The sequence below is a fragment of the Pseudomonadota bacterium genome (assembly GCA_016927275.1).
Taxonomy (GTDB): domain Bacteria; phylum UBA10199; class UBA10199; order 2-02-FULL-44-16; family JAAZCA01; genus JAFGMW01.
Window position 1 is genome coordinate 1 of record JAFGMW010000068.1, and the last position, 16,612, is coordinate 16,612.

15 protein-coding genes are annotated in these 16,612 nt (G+C 62.4%); 4 read left to right on the plus strand and 11 right to left on the minus strand.

What is annotated here, in order from left to right; all coding sequences use genetic code 11:
* From JXA24_04350 to JXA24_04365, 4 genes are all read right to left on the minus strand, one after another.
* The coding region (locus JXA24_04350; GenBank protein ID MBN1282985.1) for a cobalamin-dependent protein at nucleotides 1-946 on the minus strand (946 nt) is incomplete at its 3' end.
* A gap of 24 nt (nucleotides 947-970) precedes the next feature.
* Nucleotides 971-2,521: a lysine 5,6-aminomutase subunit alpha gene (locus tag JXA24_04355; GenBank protein ID MBN1282986.1), complete on the minus strand. Its 1,551-nt coding sequence runs from the start codon at nucleotides 2,519-2,521 to the stop codon at nucleotides 971-973.
* Between the two features lie 18 nt (nucleotides 2,522-2,539).
* Entirely contained in the window at nucleotides 2,540-3,793 is a 1,254-nt protein-coding gene (locus JXA24_04360) for a KamA family radical SAM protein (protein ID MBN1282987.1), read from the minus strand.
* A gap of 6 nt (nucleotides 3,794-3,799) precedes the next feature.
* Complete coding sequence (locus tag JXA24_04365) at nucleotides 3,800-4,846, minus strand: L-erythro-3,5-diaminohexanoate dehydrogenase (GenBank protein MBN1282988.1); 1,047 nt, start codon at nucleotides 4,844-4,846, stop codon at nucleotides 3,800-3,802.
* A gap of 322 nt (nucleotides 4,847-5,168) precedes the next feature.
* On the opposite strand from JXA24_04365, the gene JXA24_04370 reads away from it, so the two are divergent.
* A complete protein-coding gene (locus JXA24_04370; GenBank protein MBN1282989.1) occupies nucleotides 5,169-5,933 on the plus strand; it encodes a GNAT family N-acetyltransferase in 765 nt (254 codons plus the stop codon).
* 1 nt (nucleotide 5,934) lies between these two features.
* On the opposite strand, the gene JXA24_04375 is transcribed toward JXA24_04370, so the two are convergent.
* From JXA24_04375 to JXA24_04385, 3 genes are all read right to left on the minus strand, one after another.
* Nucleotides 5,935-6,129 (minus strand): hypothetical protein, encoded by a 195-nt coding sequence (locus JXA24_04375; protein MBN1282990.1) that lies wholly within the window; start codon nucleotides 6,127-6,129, stop codon nucleotides 5,935-5,937.
* 94 nt (nucleotides 6,130-6,223) lie between these two features.
* Nucleotides 6,224-6,433 (minus strand): hypothetical protein, encoded by a 210-nt coding sequence (locus tag JXA24_04380; GenBank protein ID MBN1282991.1) that lies wholly within the window; start codon nucleotides 6,431-6,433, stop codon nucleotides 6,224-6,226.
* A gap of 360 nt (nucleotides 6,434-6,793) precedes the next feature.
* Nucleotides 6,794-7,684, minus strand: a complete 891-nt coding sequence (locus tag JXA24_04385; GenBank protein ID MBN1282992.1) for a peptidoglycan-binding protein — start codon at nucleotides 7,682-7,684, stop codon at nucleotides 6,794-6,796.
* A 249-nt stretch (nucleotides 7,685-7,933) separates the two neighbouring features.
* Here JXA24_04385 and JXA24_04390 point away from each other — a divergent pair, with 249 nt between their 5' ends.
* The 3 genes from JXA24_04390 to acs all read left to right on the plus strand — a co-directional run bounded on the left by JXA24_04390 (nucleotide 7,934) and on the right by acs (nucleotide 10,820).
* Nucleotides 7,934-8,353, plus strand: coding sequence for a hypothetical protein (locus JXA24_04390; protein ID MBN1282993.1), 420 nt, complete (start codon nucleotides 7,934-7,936; stop codon nucleotides 8,351-8,353).
* Nucleotides 8,354-8,456: 103 nt separating this feature from the next.
* Nucleotides 8,457-8,717 carry a hypothetical protein gene (locus JXA24_04395; GenBank protein MBN1282994.1) on the plus strand — a complete coding sequence of 87 codons (261 nt, stop codon included), beginning with the start codon at nucleotides 8,457-8,459 and terminating at the stop codon, nucleotides 8,715-8,717.
* A gap of 153 nt (nucleotides 8,718-8,870) precedes the next feature.
* Complete coding sequence (gene acs / locus JXA24_04400) at nucleotides 8,871-10,820, plus strand: acetate--CoA ligase (GenBank protein MBN1282995.1); 1,950 nt, start codon at nucleotides 8,871-8,873, stop codon at nucleotides 10,818-10,820.
* 101 nt (nucleotides 10,821-10,921) lie between these two features.
* Here acs and JXA24_04405 read toward each other — a convergent pair whose 3' ends face one another.
* The 4 genes from JXA24_04405 to JXA24_04420 form a co-directional block, all read right to left on the minus strand.
* A complete protein-coding gene (locus tag JXA24_04405) occupies nucleotides 10,922-13,219 on the minus strand; it encodes a LysM peptidoglycan-binding domain-containing protein (protein ID MBN1282996.1) in 2,298 nt (765 codons plus the stop codon).
* A gap of 138 nt (nucleotides 13,220-13,357) precedes the next feature.
* Entirely contained in the window at nucleotides 13,358-14,695 is a 1,338-nt protein-coding gene (gene ftsZ, locus JXA24_04410; protein MBN1282997.1) for a cell division protein FtsZ, read from the minus strand.
* Between the two features lie 31 nt (nucleotides 14,696-14,726).
* Nucleotides 14,727-15,953, minus strand: a complete 1,227-nt coding sequence (ftsA, locus tag JXA24_04415; GenBank protein ID MBN1282998.1) for a cell division protein FtsA — start codon at nucleotides 15,951-15,953, stop codon at nucleotides 14,727-14,729.
* 71 nt (nucleotides 15,954-16,024) lie between these two features.
* Nucleotides 16,025-16,612: FtsQ-type POTRA domain-containing protein (locus tag JXA24_04420; protein ID MBN1282999.1), on the minus strand; the 588-nt coding region annotated here is incomplete at its 5' end.

Consider the following 16,612-nt stretch of genomic DNA (forward strand, 5'->3'; position numbering starts at 1 on the left):
CAACCGCCGCGTCGCCCGGATGACGCCTGTGAGCGTCGTGCGCCCTCTCGCCGATATGGGAATGCCCCCTCGCTCCCCCGTGAGCCTCGGCGTGCGCCTTTGCATGTGCATGCGCCTGAGGCGACGGCTCGCCGCGATGATGAGGCCGCGGCATCGGTTGAACCGCTCCCGGTTCGGCCCCGGCGTGTTTTTCCTTCATGCCGTGGCGCTTCATGAACTCGTGCACGATGAACGATGCGACCTGGGACGGCCTCGTGCCGGGGCCGAAGCCCGCGTCGAAGCCGAGCTTCAGCGCGTGTGCGTGGTCGAGCCTGGGGCCGCCGATGATGACGATAAGCTCCCTCTTGAGCCTCTTGTCCCCCTTGATGAGCTCGTGGAGGTCCTTGAGGTTGTGTATGTGGCTGTCCCTCTGGGTCACGACCTGCGAAACGAGCATGGCGTCCGCGCCGAGCTCCACCGCCTTGTCTATGAGGCTCGCATTCGAGAGCTGGCTGCGCAGGTTCACCGCCTTGAAGAGGGGATAGCGCTCGAGGCCGTAGTCGTGGGCGAACCCCTTCATGTTCATGATCGCGTCGATGCCCACCGTGTGCGCGTCGGACCCTGTGCACGCGCCGATCACGACGATCGGCCTCTCGATGTTTCGGGACATGTACGCCACGAGGTCCTCGTACTTCATGAGCGGCACTTCAACCTTGGGCACGATGATCTTCGTGATGTCGATCGTGTGCTGAGCCCTGCCGTAGGCGACGAAATAGGCGAAGCTCGAACCCATCGGATCCATGGCGCAGATCGAGACGTCCCTCAGGCCCAGCCCCTCGACGTAGCGCCTTGCAGCCTCCCTGGCCTCGGGCGAGGCGGCCACAGGGAGCGTGAAAGAAAGCTGCATCTGGCCGTCGTCGAGCCTGTCGCCGTAGGGCCTGAGCTTCTTTGGATTCACCTTGAGCATCTGCAATTCTCCAACTTTCAACTTTCAGCCTTGAGCTTTGAGCATCTCCAGCACCGGGTTCAAATACCTCTGGTCCTTCTGGAAGACCCCCTCTAGACCCTTGCCGCCGTTCTCCTCGCGCTCGATGTCCGCGAACATCCCCTGCGATATCGCCTTCATGAGGCCGGCCGCCTCGATCTTCTTGAGATATCGGTGCGCGTTCTCGAGCACCGTGTGGGCGCGACGTGCGATCTTGCCGTTGGGATTGAAGCTGATCTCGTCGCCGATGTTGCGGCAGTTACCGAACACGTAGTTCGCGTTCTTCAGCGCCCAGTAGCGGTCCTGTATGTGCGGGTTGTGGATCGCCTCGGTGGGGATCCCCAGCAGCTGAATGGACTGCTCGGTGATGATGCCGCACACGTTGAACATCACGTCCATGACGTTGCCGAAGAGGATGTCGCCCTTCATGTGCTTGGTGGGCGGCATGAACTTGATGGGCGAGCGCGGGAATATCTCGCGCACCATCTGGGCCTGCGCGAGCTCGAAGAGAAATCCGTCCTCGATCGACGGGTCCATCTCGAAGGCGTGCCCCAGCCCCATGAGCTCGTGCGGGAGACCCGCCTTCAGCGCGAACTGCTCGTTGATGAACTGGCTGGCCAGCACGTGGTGCGCGTTGCGGTACGCGTCGGTGGTCGTGAGGTAGTTGTCCTCGCCGGTGTTGATCGTTATGCCCGCGCGCGCGCAGATGAGCCTCGAGAAATACTGGTCGACGAAGGTCCTCTTCATGTTGATGTCGCGGAAGAGGATGCCGTACATGGAGTCGTTGAGCAGCACGTCCAGCCTCTCGACCGCGGCCATGGCCGCGATCTCGGACATGCACAGCCCCGAGGAGTAGTTCACGAGCTTGATGTAGCGGCCGGCCTTTGCCGATGCGTCGTCGAGCGCCTTGCGCATCACGCGGAAGTTGGCCTGGGTGGCCAGCGTCCCGCCCGCGCCCTCGGTGGAGACCCCGTCCGGCACATAGTCGAGGAGCGACTGGGCGGTGGTCCTTATCACCGCGATGATGTCCGCCCCCTCCTCGACCGCGGAGGCCGCCTGAGCCGCGTCGTCGTGGATGTTTCCGGTTGCGACGATGAGGTATTTCCAGGGCTGCGGCGGCTCGCCGTATCTGGAGAGCCTCGAGAGCCTCTCCGACTTCGCCTGGTCCATCCTGCGGATCCCAGCCTCGGCCAGCTCCGCGGCCTTCTGCCTTATCTTCTCCTCGGGCACGTTCGGAACGGAGTCGAGGGAGAGCTGGTCGCAGGCCAGCCTCTTGCCCAGCTCCTTCGCCGAGAGGCCGGTGTGCACCGCTGCCCTGGCGAACCACCATGCTATGCCGGGGCGAAGCATGTCCCTGGAGAGCCGGTCGACTATGAGGTTCGCGTGCGGCATCTCGTCGTGCGCGTCCTCGACCCCGAATACTCGAAGCACCGATCGCTCGATCGACGTCGTCGAGTGCCTGTCGATGTACTTCTGGACCGGTGACACGATCCGCGCCGCAATGTTCCGGCACTGATCTATCTTGTCACGGTCGAGATTGAGTTTTCTGTAAGCCATCTCTTCCGTATCTCCTGTCTAGACCTGCGGCTTGAGGACGACCCTCCTGCCGTCCACCAGGTCGAAGAACGCGGTGTTGCGCGGCTCCTCGGGGGCGAGGGTCTTCGCGATCTCGGCCGCCGTAGAGCACGAGCTGTCCCGCTCGCGGGGGTTGGTGTAGCTGGACATCAGCCCCCTGTAGTTCCGCACCACCGCCCTCTCGTCCGTGAGCGTGAGCAGGTAGTTGGGCATCGCCGGGATCTTGCCCCCGCCTCCGGGCGCGTCTATAACGAACGTGGGCAGCGCCAGCCCGGAGGTGTGGCCGCGCAGGTACTCCATGATCTCGAAACCCTTGGAGACCGATGTGCGGAAGTGCTCGATCCCCTCCGCCAGGTCGCACTGGTAGATGTAGTAGGGCTTGACCCTTATCTTCAGGAGCTCGTGCAGGAGCTTCTTCATGACCTTCGGGTCCGAGTTGATCTTGCGCAGAAGCACCGACTGGTTCGAGATCGGGATGCCCGCATCGGCGATCTTCGCGCACGCGGCAGCCGCCTGAGGGGTCACCTCGTACGGGTGGCTGAAGTGGGTCATGAAGTAGATCGGCTGATATTTTCTCAGCATCCCCACGACTTCGTCGGTCACGCCCATCGGCATGACGGACGGGAAGCGGCTCGCCACGCGGATTATCTCCACATGCGGGATGGCGCGTATTCGCTTTATGATCGACTCGAGGGTGGCGAGCGGCAGCATCAGCGCGTCTCCGCCGGAGAGGATCACGTCGCGCACCTGCCTCTTCTTCGCGATGTAGTCGATCGCCCTGTCGTGCTCGGCCGCGAGCTGGCCCTTCGATTGCGAGAGCACGTGGCGGCGCCTGGTGCAGAAACGGCAGTACATGGAGCACAGCTCCGAAACGAGGAACAGCACCCGGTCCGGGTAGCGATGCACGAGCCTCGGCACAGGCATGTCCGCGTCCTCGGCGAGCGGATCGGTTAGATCGCCCAGCCCCGGCTCGAGCTCGGCGAGCCTCGGCACGCACTGCATTCGGACCGGGCACTCGGGGTTGCCCTCGTCTATCAGCGAGAGGAAATAGGGGGTCACCTGGAACTTGGAATGCCTGACCGCGCTGTCCACCTCGGCCTTCTGACCTGCGGTCAGCTTTATGACCCTGGCGAGCGAGTCGGCGTCGGCGACAGCGTTCTTGAGCTGCCAGCGCGGATCGTTCCACTGATCAGGCGAGACCTTGGAGTACGCCTTGATCCTCTGGAAATATTTCGGATCGCTCGTGTCGATCATGCCGCCTCACTTCCCGAATTTCTCGTCGAACCACCTCTTCACCACTGCGCTCTTGCGGTAGAGGTCGAGGGTGAACTGCGCGTGGTTCGGGGCGTACCCGTTGCCGATGATCATCTCCACGTCCATGCCCACGCCCTCGGCGCCGAGCGCCGCCTTCTGGAAATTCGTCGCCATGTTGAAGAAGTAGACCCTGCCCCCCTGGCGGCACGCGAGCACCGAGGCCAGCTCCGTCCCCTCCACGTTGGCCGTGTTGATCACAAGGTCGCACATCTTCCCGCCGGTGGCCTTGGAAACCCTGTCCATGGTCTCGGCGGGCGACAGCGCGTTGGCCGTGAAGCATTCGTCCGCGAGGCCCAGCGAGCGCATGGTCGCAACGCTCGACTCGCGCGTGGCCGAGGCGATGATCCTGCAGCGGCTGCCGTGCCTCTCGCGGATCGCCGCAGCGCAGAGGATCCCGGACTTGCCGCAGCCGATCACGTAGACCGTGTCCCCCTTCTTCGCGAGGCGGTCCGCCTGCGGAGGGGCGCCGGCGACGTCCAGCAGCGCGAGGCAGACCTTGAGGTCCATGTCGTCCGGTATCTTCGCGAGCACGCCGGAGTCGAACAGCACCGCCTTGCCGTCTATGTCTATCTGCTCCGAGTCGCGGACCTCCCTCACGCGCTCGATGATGAGCGGCGTGAGGGTGAGCGAGACCAGCGTGCAGACCCTGTCGCCCTTTTTCACATTGCAGTGATTGGCGTACTTCGGGCCCATCTCCTCGACCGTGCCGAGGAGCATGCCGCCCGAGCCGGTGACAGGGTTCTGCTGCTTGCCCATCTTCGAGACGTTGGCCATCACCTGCTTCGCTATGCCTTCGGGGTTGCCGCCGGCCACCTCCTTCATCTGGCGGAACGACGCGGAGTCGATGTTGAGCGTCTGGACATTGATGAGGATCTCGTCCTCGAAGATCGGCAGCGAGTTGTCGAGTCTGGTCGCCGCCTGCGGCAGGGCGCCGTCGGGCGCAAGCACCCTGTGCCTGCCGAAACGGTCGCTACCTGTGCGATATTCGGTCACTTTTTCCTCCTGTCCCCCGAAAATTGTGCGTTTATTAATCATACTCTGAGAGGGTAAAGCAAGGGGAAAGAGGGCAGTGCATTTTGCTGACGGGCCCCCTGGAAACAAGGCGACAACAATGTTATAGAAGCCGAACCAATACATGAAACCGGTTTTGAACAGCATACCCGCACTCCCCTGCGCGCACGCGTTCCCAGCTGCCAGTCCATCGGTGCAGGGGTCAGGATCAAGATCGATCCCATCGTCGCTTTACATAAGGCCCCTCGAGGAAAGCGATCGTCCACAGATCCACAGCACGATATGCCGCGGCTTTTGCACCGGCATGCCCCTGGAAACGCTCTCGCTCAGGCTCAAACAGAACGGATACAGGCCGGATATCTCCTACGGGGCGTTCGACGAAGGTGCGATGGTAGGCCTCTGGCTGTCGGGCATCAGGGCCATCGGCGGCAGGAAAGTGGCCTGCTGCACCGGCGCGACGGTACTCGAGGAGTGGAGAAAGAGGGGGATCGCCGGAGCGCTTGCCGGGGCGGCCGAGGGAGCGGCCCGTGCGCTGGGTGCAAGCGTCGGGGTACTCAACGCAAGGGCTGAAGACACCACTGTGATCAGGCTGTACAGGGGCATGGGGTTTGAGCAGGGCCGCACGCTTCACTCCTACACTTCGGCAGCGCTCCAAGCTCCCCTTGAACGGAACCCCATGAAGGCGAGGGCTGTGGACATAGGCCACGCCTACAGCCTGAGGCACATGCTCGACCACGATCTGCCGTGGTGCAAAATGTGGGAGGGCATACTCGCGGTAAAGGACTCGATCACAGCGGTCGCGGTGAGCGACGGACTCAGACAGAGGGCGTACGGCCTCTTCCAGCCGGCGACAGGGAGGATCCTGCACGTCGGCCTCGACTCCGCAGACGAAGAGGAGGGCAGGTTTGTCCTCGGCGCGATGATAGCGTTTTTCATGAAGGTACCCGATCGCACGGAAGACTTAGAGCTATTCCAGGTCCCCGACTCCGCAGGACGAATCCCCGCGATAATGAGCTCGCTGGGCTTCGCCTTGGCAAACGCCCAGCTGGAGATGACCAAGATCCTCTGAATCAGAGCAGGTTGAGCTGCGGTTCGGTCCGGGCATCGTCGCCGCGGCGATCGGCCGAGGGTATGAGTCGGCCGTCGCTCGCCACGCGCTGGCCGCAACGCTTGCAGAAGCTGGACCCGTCCAGGCGCCTCTGCAGGCGACTGGATTTGCATCTGGGGCATCGGTGTTTTTCCGATCGTGGAGATCTCGCCGGCATGGTGCATGCTTTTACTTTGCGCGGCTCACGAGGACAAGAAAAAACAAAAGGCCCGGCTTTCGCCGGGCCTGTCCGTAAACTCTGTTGCCGGTGACTATCTCTTGTTCAGGCGATTGCGCTTCACGTACGCCCACAGCTTCTTCGTCATCTGGCTCGGGGCGATCGGCTTCGTGCCGAACACCTGCTCGAGCTCGTGCGTGCAGCCACGGAAGTTCACCGTGTAGCCGCCGAACGCCTTCTTGCCGCCCTTTTTCTTCGCTACCTTCTTTTTCTTCGCTACCTTCTTCTTTTTCCTCTTCACCATAACCCCTCCTCAGTAAGGGCGCGCGGCCCGTTTGAGCGCGACGCCAGGTTTTGAACACACGCAGAACTTGATTTTTTATAGCAGATCCCATTCTGAAAAAAAAGCAAAATTTGCCTTTTTTGGGGCTTTTTTACCTCTGAAAAACCCGCATCTCCAGAGGTAAAAATGCGGCCGGCGACGGATTTGACTGAAGGATGGAACTGAAAGAGCGCCCCGATAAGCGGTCCGATGATGCAGCATCAACGGGCCCCTGAGCGAATTTTACCTCTGAAAAATGAGGCCTGACACATGGGCAGAGCCGTCGGCACAGCTTCAAAGATGAATGATTACACAAGGTTGAAATGGAACGTCGCAGGACAATCAGCGCCGCTCGATCGCGGGGTTTGCGAGGTCGATCTCGACGAGTATCTCGCCTATCGTCATCTTTCCTATTATGTCCACATCCTTGCAGAGGTAGCTCTCTATCGCCGACTGCAGCTCCCCCTTGCCGGCAGGCGTGCTCACGTCAACGTACCTGCCCAGCGCGCCGACCCATATCATGGCATCCACGAGAGCCTCTCTTACGAACGCCCTCGTCTCGCCGTCCTCATCGTCGCCGCCGTTTATGTAGAAAGGCTCGATCGTCCCGTCGATGAAGGGGGCCTGCGCCTGGCCGAGCCTCGCCTTTATGCCGGCCGCGTCGTAGCGCAGCTCGCACAGAAGCGCGTCGACCGTGCGCGCGTCGACCAGCCCCGGCCGCGAAACGTCGATGCCGCGCGTGGCCTGGAACTCGACGACCGCCTCCCTCGTCTCTGCGTCGAAGCTCCCGTCAGGGACGAGATTCGGGTCCACGAGCTGGGCGAGCCCCGCCTGCACGAGATACACGAGCCTTCTGTAGTGCCCCTCGGGAACGCCCGGGCTGTGACCGAAGGGGGCCAGCCTCGACGCGCCCGGCTCGATCGCCGCCCTCCTCCGCTTCAGAAGGCGATAGGCCGGATCCAGATCGATGAGCCGCGTGAGGAGGTCCGCGTTCTTTCTATCGGCGAGCGATTCGAGATCGCGCGCATCCACGGAGAATATGTCGACCTCGAGCATCCCGAGCTCGTCAAGCGCACCCCTGAATTGATCCACATACTCCCTGACCGCAGCGAGATCCTCCTCGCCGGCATCGGGCCCCGGCCCGGAGGGCACGCACGCAGAGCGATCGGTGCGGCAATCCCCGATGGTTGCCAGGATCCGGTCGCTGTTCTTGAGATGGATGTCCGCTGACATGAGAAACCCCCGAGCTCCCCCACACCAGATATTTTCGACCGGGCGCACCCTGAAGTTGCCTGAAAAACCGATATTTTATGACCCGTATCGCCCTCCCTCCAAAACTATGCTAGAATCGATCGGGAAGGGGCGAATATGGCAAAGAGGCTGTTGAAAAAGGCCAAAGAGAGGACATCAAAGTCCTCAAAAAACGTAAAATCCATAAAAATGAAGCTTTCTGTCCTGAAAAGACCTCCAAAAACGCCAAAATTGAAGACACAGTTCTCAAAAAGCCTGGCCTGGCTCGAAAAATACCTGATCCGCGTGCACAAGAAGATGCCCACGATGGCGATGCCCCGGCTCGTGCGGTCCTTCATCCCGAACCCCAAGAAGCATCACCGCACCCTGGGCAACTGCTGCCTTGAGGAGCGTTCCATCACCCTCGCAACACATACGAACAAGGTCCTCTACAAGGAGGGGAAAAAGCGCTGGGTCCTCACGCCGCTCTCGCATCTTGAGATCCTGCAGACATTTGCGCACGAGCTGTCGCACTTCGGATACGAGGAGCACGGCTACGAGCAGGAGTGGTACGGCCGCACCATCTTCAACACATTCGGCATCACGGAGCCGTGCCCGCACTGCAACGGAAAGGGCAGGATACCGGCCAGGTACGAGAACTTCGACAAGTAGTTAATTTATAAGGATTATTATTCATATCCTCACCTCATTTTTCGAGCAACTTTCCGGCCGCCCAGCCGATACTCCATTGTCTTCAAAAAAAAGGGAGGGGACAATGGGATCTTCGCGCGTGATGAAGGCCATCGCCGCAATCGCCGGCTCAGTGACGCTGCTCGGCGTCAACGTCGTCCTGCTCGACGACTATGCGAATCAGGGGGACATGCCTCAGGCGGTGCAGATGGCGCCGATCACCTCCCCGATCATCGAGAACATATCTTCCCCTGAGAACACCGCTCCGGAGCAGCGTCCTCAGTATCAGCAGGCGGCCGCAGCGGGCGGACAGGGAGCCGTGGCCGCAGTCCAGGGTATAAATTGAGCCACCGATAGCAGTTCTCCAGTCCGAGTCGATTCCCAAGCTCTGCAGTTGACAGGGACCCTGTTCCCCATCTATATCTGCAGCCCGCTCAAAAACGGCACAGACGGTATAAAGGAGGGATTCATGGCAGAGGCACACACCATCAAATCGATGATGGAGGAGACGAGGAGGTTCGATCCTCCGGCGGAGCTCAAGCAGAAGGCGTGGGTCAAGAGCTTCGAGGAGTACAAGAAGATGTACGACCGCTCGATCAGCGACCCGGACGGTTTCTGGGGCGAGATGGCCGGCAATTTCGAGTGGTACAGGAAGTGGGACAAGGTCCGCTCGTACGACTTTCGCGAAAAGATCGACATCCGCTACTACGACGGCGGCCAGACCAACGTGACCGTCAACTGCCTCGACCGCAACGTGAAGGCGGGCAAGGGCGACAAGGTCGCTCTGCTCTGGGAGGGCAACGAGCCGACGCAGAGCAGGAAGATCACCTACAAGCAGCTGCTCGCCGATGTGTGCCGCTTCGCCAACGCCCTGAAGAAGCGCGGCGTGAAAAAAGGCGACCGCGTCTCGATCTACATGCCCATGATCCCCGAACTGCCGATCGCCATGCTCGCGTGCGCGCGCATCGGCGCGATCCACTCGATCGTCTTCGGAGGGTTTTCGGCCGACGCGCTGCGCGACCGCATCCTCGACTCCGGCTGCAAGATCCTCATCACCACCGACGGCTCGTGGCGCGGCAAGAAGCCGATCCCGCTCAAGACCGCAGCCGACGAGGCCATGCGCATGTGCGAGGAGGCGGGCGGCCCGGTCACAAACTGCATAGTCTTCAAGCACACCGAGCAGGAAATCGCCATGAAGGACGGCCGCGACGTGTGGTGGAGCGACGCGGTCAAGGGCCAGCCGGACACCTGCGAGCCGGAGAAGATGGCCTCCGAGGACCCTCTCTTCATCCTCTACACCTCCGGCTCCACAGGCAAGCCCAAGGGCGTGCTGCACACCACCGGCGGGTACATGGTCTTCGCGGCAACGACGTTCAAGTACATCTTCGACTACCACGACGAGGACGTCTTCTGGTGCACGGCCGACATCGGCTGGGTCACGGGCCACACCTACATCGTCTACGGGCCGCTGCTCAACGCCGCGACCTCGGTGATGTTCGAGGGGGTGCCGACCTATCCCGACGCCGGCCGCTTCTGGGACATCTGCCAGAGGCACGGCGTGACGATCTTCTACACAGCGCCCACGGCGATCCGCTCGCTCATGCGCGAAGGGGAGCAGTGGCCCAAGAAATACGACCTCTCCAAGCTCCGAATCCTGGGTTCGGTCGGCGAGCCGATCAACCCCGAGGCGTGGATGTGGTACTACAAGAACATCGGCCGCGAGAAGGCGCCGATCATGGACACATGGTGGCAGACCGAGACCGGCGGGATCCTCATCACCCCCTTGCCGGGTGCCATCTCCACGAAGCCGGGATCTGCGACCTTCCCGTTCTTCGGGGTGAAGCCCAAGGTGATCCGCGAGAACGGCAGCACATGCGGGACGAACGAGGGGGGGTACCTCGTCATCGAGGAGCCGTGGCCCGGGATGATGCGCACGGTCTACAACCATCACGAGCGCTTCAAGGAGACCTATTTCGCGATGTTCCCCGGCGTCTACTTCACGGGCGACGGCGCACGAGTCGACGAGGACGGGTACTATTGGCTCATGGGCCGCGTTGACGACGTGATCAACGTCTCCGGCCACCGCATCGGCACAGCCGAGGTGGAATCGGCGCTGGTTTCGCATCCCTTCGTCGCCGAGGCGGCGGTCGTCGGCTACCCGCACGACATCAAGGGCCAGGGTCTCTACGCATACGTAACGCTCAAGGCCGGCCAGCACGGCAGCGACGAGATCAAGAAGGCGCTGGTCGCGCATGTCCGCAAGGAGATCGGCCCGATCGCGACCCCGGACAAGCTCCACTTCACCGACGCGCTGCCCAAGACGCGCTCCGGCAAGATCATGCGCCGGATACTGCGCAAGATCGCCGAGGGCGACATCACGAACCTGGGCGACACCTCGACGCTGGCAGACCCCAACGTGGTCAACGCCCTTGTCGAAGGAAGACAATAGATCAGGTCGAGGCTGAGGTTAAGGTTGAGATTTGGCACAACAAGAAAGGCCCCCTGGAGACAGGGGGCCTTTTTCGGCTTACGGCTTACGGGTCACGATGTTCAGTTCTTTATAACCCTGAGCGTCGTGCCGGCGCGGACAGCCGACGGGTCGTCGAGGCTGTTCCACTCCTGCAGCTGCGAGATCGTGACGCTGTGCATGCGCGCGATGGTCCAGAGCGTCTCGCCGTTCTTGACGGTGTGGTTGATCGTCTTTCCGCCGCCCGCCGATGTCCGAGACGGGGCCGAAGCGTCCGAGAGCTTGATCGGCGTTTCCGCCGCACTCTTCATCGGCTCGACCCTGACAGTTTCCGGTTTTGCAGATGCCGCGGACTTCCCTGCGCCGGACCTTATGACCAGATTCCGGCCTGCGCGGACCTTTCGCGGGTCTCTGATATTGTTCCATGCCATGAGGTTCTTCGTGGACACGCCGTACCGCTCGGCCACGTGGCCCAGCGTCTCCCCGGCCTTGAGCCTGTGCGTGGCGGGTGCGGACTTTGCGACTGCGGTCGCCGCACTCCCCTGAATTTTCTGCGCCTGCACCTCAGATGGAGCAGCGGCCTCGTCGATCCCCGCCGCGGCGGTCATCTCCGAATCGGAAACGGGCCCAATCACGGCCTCGGGCACCGCGATCGGCGCAGCGACCTCGGCCTTCGGCTCCGCTGCCGCAGATCTTGAATTTACCTTGAGCTTCGCCCCCGCTTTGAGCGAACGCGGGTTCTTTATGTTGTTGAGCGCCATGAGCTCCTTCGCGCCCATGCCGTAGCGACCCGCTATGCCCCCCACAGTCTCTCCGCTCCTCACCGTGTGGGTCCCGCCCGATTGTCTCGACGCCTGCCTCGCATCGCCCGACGACTCAGTCGTCTTCGCAGGCCCCTGCCCGCTGAGCACCAGCCTCTGGCCGACCTTGAGCCGCCGCGGATCTTTTATGTTGTTCATGGCCATCAGCTGCTTCGTGGAGACCCCGGCGCGCGCCGCGATGCCGCCTGCCGTATCGCCCTTTTTGACGGTGTAGTGATCGGAGCTGCCGTCATGGCGCTGCTTCGCGGGGGCCCCCTTCCCGTATATCTTGAGGACCTGGCCGGCGCGTATGTGCGACTTGCTCCCGAGCCCGTTCCAGCTGCGGAGCTTGGCGACCGTAACGCCCCTGTGCCTCGAGGCTATGCCTCCGAGCGTGTCCCCCTTCTTCACCTTGTACCTTGTCACGCTCCTTCCGCCGCTACCTCCGGCGCTCCCCCCATCGTCATACGATGCGAATCTGGCCGCGTAGGAGCCGACCGGTATTATGAGGGTCTGTCCCGGCCTCAGATGGGACTTGTATCCTATGCCGTTGGCCGAGGCTATCTTCCGGCTGCTCACGCCGTAGCGCCGGGCGATCTTGGTCAGCGTATCGCCCTTGCCGACATTGTGGCGCACGACCTTGATGCGCTCCTCCTCGGGTATCTGGGCGTACGCGACCTTGAAATTCTCCGCAGTGCCCCTGGGCAGCTTTATCGCATAGTTGCTCTCGGCCGGGGGGGTGGCGCCGCGGACCAGGTGGGCGTTGAGCCTGGCTACCTCCTCCTCCGGGGCTCCGGCGCACTTCGCTATCACGGAGATGTCGGTCTGCGAATCGACCCTGGCGATGTCGAAATCGAGGGGGTCCTCGTAATCTATGTCCCTGAAGCCGAAGCGCTGCGGGTCCTTCGCCATTATGGTCGCGGCTATGTATTTAGGCACGTAGTCGCGCGTCTCGGCCCTTAGCGCATGGCGGTCTTCGGCATGGCCCCAGAAGTCGCGGCTCCCGGTGGACGCGATCGCCTGGCGCACCCGCCCCGGGCCTGCGTTGTAGCCCGCCATGGCCAGATACCAGTCGCCGAACTCGTCGTGCAGGTCCCTGAAGAAGCCGGCAGCCGCGTAGGTCGCCTTGATCGGGTCCCTGCGCTCGTCGATCCACCCGTCGGTCTTCAGGCCGTAGATGTTTCCCGTAGACCTTATGAACTGCCAGGCCCCCACCGCGTTCGCGTGCGAACGGGCCGTGTCGTTGAACCCGCTCTCTATGAGGGCTATGTAGACGAGGTCCTTGGGCATCCCCTGTTCCTTCAGTATCTTCTGCATGACGGGGATGTAGCGGCCGGAGCGGGCGAGGTACCGCTCGAAGTGGCGCCTGCCGGGCCCCTGGAAATACTCCATCCACGCCACGACCCTGTCGTTGACCACCAGCGGGATGTCGGAGCGGGGCAGGGTCTTGAGGTTGTGCTCCGCGATGTAGCGGCGCGCGTCGCGCGCGCTCCTGGCGCCGTCTTTCCCTGAGCACGAAGCGATAAACGATGCGGCCGAAACGACCGCAATCAAGATTACCAGTGGCTTGAATCGAATCATCACCTCTCCCTATGCACGGTCGCTACGGCCCCATGAAATAATTATACCTGCAAAGAGGGCCGGGCGCCAGATGACACCTGTGTTATCCTCTTGAATATCAAAAAGTTGTGTAATTTCTCAGCACTGCCGACGATTTTTTCAGTCGGCCTGTTTCCTCAAGAAAGTCGGTATGTCGTACTCGTCGTTCTGGTATTCGAGCACGCCGATCTCCCTGGCTATGTCTTTGAGATCATTATTTATTTCCTGCTTGGCAAAGCCCTTGTTCACCAGCGCCTCGCCGGCGAGCACCCCGGCTGAAACAGGGGCGTGCCTGGAGGCACCGAGCGGGAAGGCGCCCTTCTCCCTGCCCTGGGGCTGGTGCTGCTGTGCGGCAAGTGCAAGCTGCGGCTGCGCCCTGAGCTCGGCCTGCGCCGGGTGCTGCCTCGGCATGGTCATGGTGAGCCCCTGTGCCGCCTGGGAATAGCTCGAGACCGAGGGCGCCGCAGTCACCGTGTGCGCGGACCGGAGCGCCTTGCCCTGCGGCTTGTTGAAGCCGGTCGCGATCACCGTCACGCGCATCTCGCCCCGCATCTCCTCGTTGATCACCGCGCCGAAGAGTATGTTGGCGTTGTCGTCCGCCTCCTGCTGGATGATCTTGGACGCCTCGCTTATCTCGTAGAGCGTCATGTCCGGCCCGCCGGTGATGTTGATGAGTATCCCGGTAGCGCCCTTGATCGTGGTGTCCTCCAGCAGCGGGCTCGAGATCGCCTTCGTCGCCGCGTCGATCGCCCTGGACTCGCCCTCGCCGATCCCCGTGCCCATGAGCGCCATGCCCATCTCGTTCATCACGGTGCGGACGTCGGCGAAGTCGAGGTTGACCAGGCCGTGCACCGTGATGAGGTCCGCGATCCCCTTCACCGCCTGGAAGAGGACCTCGTCGGCCTTCTTGAATGCGTCGATGACGGTGACGTCGTGGCCCACCACCCCGAGCAGCTTCTCGTTCGGTATGGTGATGAGCGTGTCGACCGCCTCGCGCAGCTCCGCGATCCCGCGCTCGGACTGCTGCGACCGCTGTCTCCCCTCGAAGGTGAAAGGCTTGGTCACCACGCCGACGGTCAGCGCGCCCATCTCCTTCGCCAGCTTGGCGATGATCGGAGCGCCGCCGGTCCCGGTGCCGCCGCCCATGCCCGCGGTTATGAAGACCATGTCGGCGCCGTCGAGCTGCTCGACAATCGCCTTCTGGTCCTCGAGCGCCGCGTTGCGGCCGACCTCCGGGTTGGCGCCGGCGCCGAGCCCCTTGGTCAGCTCCCTCCCTATCTGGATCTTGCTGGGGGCGAGGTTGAGCCTGAGCGCCTGCATGTCGGTGTTTGCCACCATGAAATCCACGCCCTCGAGACCATGCTCCATCATCGTGTTGATCGCGTTGCCCCCGCCGCCCCCTACCCCGATCACCTTTATCTTGGCGTTCTGTGCGCAGCTCTCGACTAATTCAAACATGGGATCCTCCCTTGTGCCCTTATGGTTGACGTTAGAATATCTCCCCCAGAAGCTCCTTCATGCGGCCCTTGACCTTGTTGTATATGTTGCGGTCCCGCACCTTGAACCGCTGCTCGTCCCTGTTGTTGGAGCCCAGCTGGGTGAGCCCTACCGCGGTGGAGTACATAGGGTTCTTCACCACGTCCACGAGGCCGCCGATCCTCTTGGGCAGCCCCTTCCGGACCGGGAGGTTGAATATCTGCTCGGCCAGCTCCCCCGCACCCTCCAGCGAAGATGTGCCGCCGGTGAGCACGACCCCTGCAGCCAGCATGTCCTCGTAGCCGGAGCGGGCTATCTCCTGGTGGGCGAGGGTGAATATCTCCTCCATGCGCGGCTCGAGGATCTCTGCCAATATCTGCCTCGAGAGCACCCTCGGGCTGCGGCCGCCCACCGACGGGACCTCTATGGTCTCGTCCTTGTGGATCATCCCGGCCACGCAGCAGCCGTACCTCTGCTTGATCTTCTCCGCCTCGTGCTGCGGCGTGCGGAGCCCCACCGCCACGTCGTTGGTCAGGTGGTTGCCGCCGATGGTCAGCACCGCCGTGTGGACGATCGATCCCTGGGAGAAGATAGCGATGTCGGTCGTGCCGCCGCCCACGTCGAGGAGCACGACGCCCAGGTCCTTCTCGTCGTTGGAGAGCACCGCCTCCGAGGAGGCGAGCTGCTGAAGTATGATGTCGTTGACGTTGAGTCCCGCCCGGTTGCAGCACTTGATTATGTTCTGTGCCGAGGTGACCGCGCCGGTCACTATGTGGACCTTGGATTCGAGCCTGACCCCGCTCATGCCCACCGGGTCGCGCACGCCGTCCTGATCGTCCACGATGAACTGCTGCGGGATCACGTGGATCACCTCGCGGTCGAGGGGAATGGAGACCGCCTGGGCCGCGTCTATGACCCTGTCGACGTCGGCCGGCGTCACCTCCTTGTCCTTGATCGCGACGATCCCGTGGCTGTTTATGCCCTTGATGTGGCCGCCCGCGATCCCGGCGAACACAGAGGCGATCTCGCAGCCGGCCATCAGCTCAGCCTCCTCGATCGCCTTGCGTATCGAGTTGACCGTGCTCTCGATGTTGACGACCACCCCCTTGCGGAGGCCCTTGGACGGGTGGGTCCCGATCCCGACGACGTCCACCCCCTCGTTCATCACCTCGCCCACGATGCAGCATATCTTCGTCGTGCCTATGTCCAGACCCACCACCAGATCCTCTCGCCTTGCCATTGAACTCCCCCTTTCCCTCCGCACAAGCCCATAGGCCCCGTCGCCGGATCCCCGGCGAAGGGCCTGCAGGCTCATGCAGGCCTGTACTTTACGATTATCCTGCCGTCCTCGTCTGCAAGCATATATTGTACACGCCCCTGCCGAGCCGCTATCGCCGCCTCGATCCTGTCGACCTTTCTCATGCGCTCGACAAAGTCTGTTTGCCCTATCAGGAGCTGCATCGGCTCCCGCCGCGTGAAGACCGAATAGCCCGTCACCTCGTCGTAGTGCGCCTCAGCCAGGCCGTAGCGGTTGCCGAAGTTCGACCTCTGGTATGCGTCGATCAGATCCAGCGCCGCCGCCACCCTCTGTTTTCCCTCATCGCTTAGCGACCCGCCGTTCATCTCTACCCCCGTGATCAGCGGCATGTCCTTTTCGTCGCCAGGCTCGACGCGCTTCACCACGGTGGAGTCGCGGTCCACGTAGAAGAACCCGCCGCTTGAGATTATGGCCGCCGGCCTGTGCTCCTCGACATAGATGTAGAGCGTATTCGGCAGCCTGCGCCTCACCGCGGCCTCCCTCACCCACGGCTCCTCCACGAGCTTCACATAGATCTCCTGCACAGACATCCAGAACAGGTTCTGCCCCTTGCGCACTCCTGAGAGAGACGCGACATCTTC

Coding starts and splice junctions, on each gene's coding strand:
- JXA24_04370 (MBN1282989.1), top strand. CDS start 5,169: ATGCCCCTGGAAACGCTCTCGCTCAGGCTCAAACAGAACGGATACAGG.
- JXA24_04385 (MBN1282992.1), bottom strand. CDS start 7,684: ATGTCAGCGGACATCCATCTCAAGAACAGCGACCGGATCCTGGCAACC.
- ftsA (MBN1282998.1), bottom strand. CDS start 15,953: ATGGCAAGGCGAGAGGATCTGGTGGTGGGTCTGGACATAGGCACGACG.
- JXA24_04355 (MBN1282986.1), bottom strand. CDS start 2,521: ATGGCTTACAGAAAACTCAATCTCGACCGTGACAAGATAGATCAGTGC.
- JXA24_04395 (MBN1282994.1), top strand. CDS start 8,457: ATGGGATCTTCGCGCGTGATGAAGGCCATCGCCGCAATCGCCGGCTCA.
- JXA24_04405 (MBN1282996.1), bottom strand. CDS start 13,219: ATGATTCGATTCAAGCCACTGGTAATCTTGATTGCGGTCGTTTCGGCC.
- acs (MBN1282995.1), top strand. CDS start 8,871: ATGGAGGAGACGAGGAGGTTCGATCCTCCGGCGGAGCTCAAGCAGAAG.
- ftsZ (MBN1282997.1), bottom strand. CDS start 14,695: ATGTTTGAATTAGTCGAGAGCTGCGCACAGAACGCCAAGATAAAGGTG.
- JXA24_04380 (MBN1282991.1), bottom strand. CDS start 6,433: ATGGTGAAGAGGAAAAAGAAGAAGGTAGCGAAGAAAAAGAAGGTAGCG.
- JXA24_04375 (MBN1282990.1), bottom strand. CDS start 6,129: ATGCCGGCGAGATCTCCACGATCGGAAAAACACCGATGCCCCAGATGC.
- JXA24_04360 (MBN1282987.1), bottom strand. CDS start 3,793: ATGATCGACACGAGCGATCCGAAATATTTCCAGAGGATCAAGGCGTAC.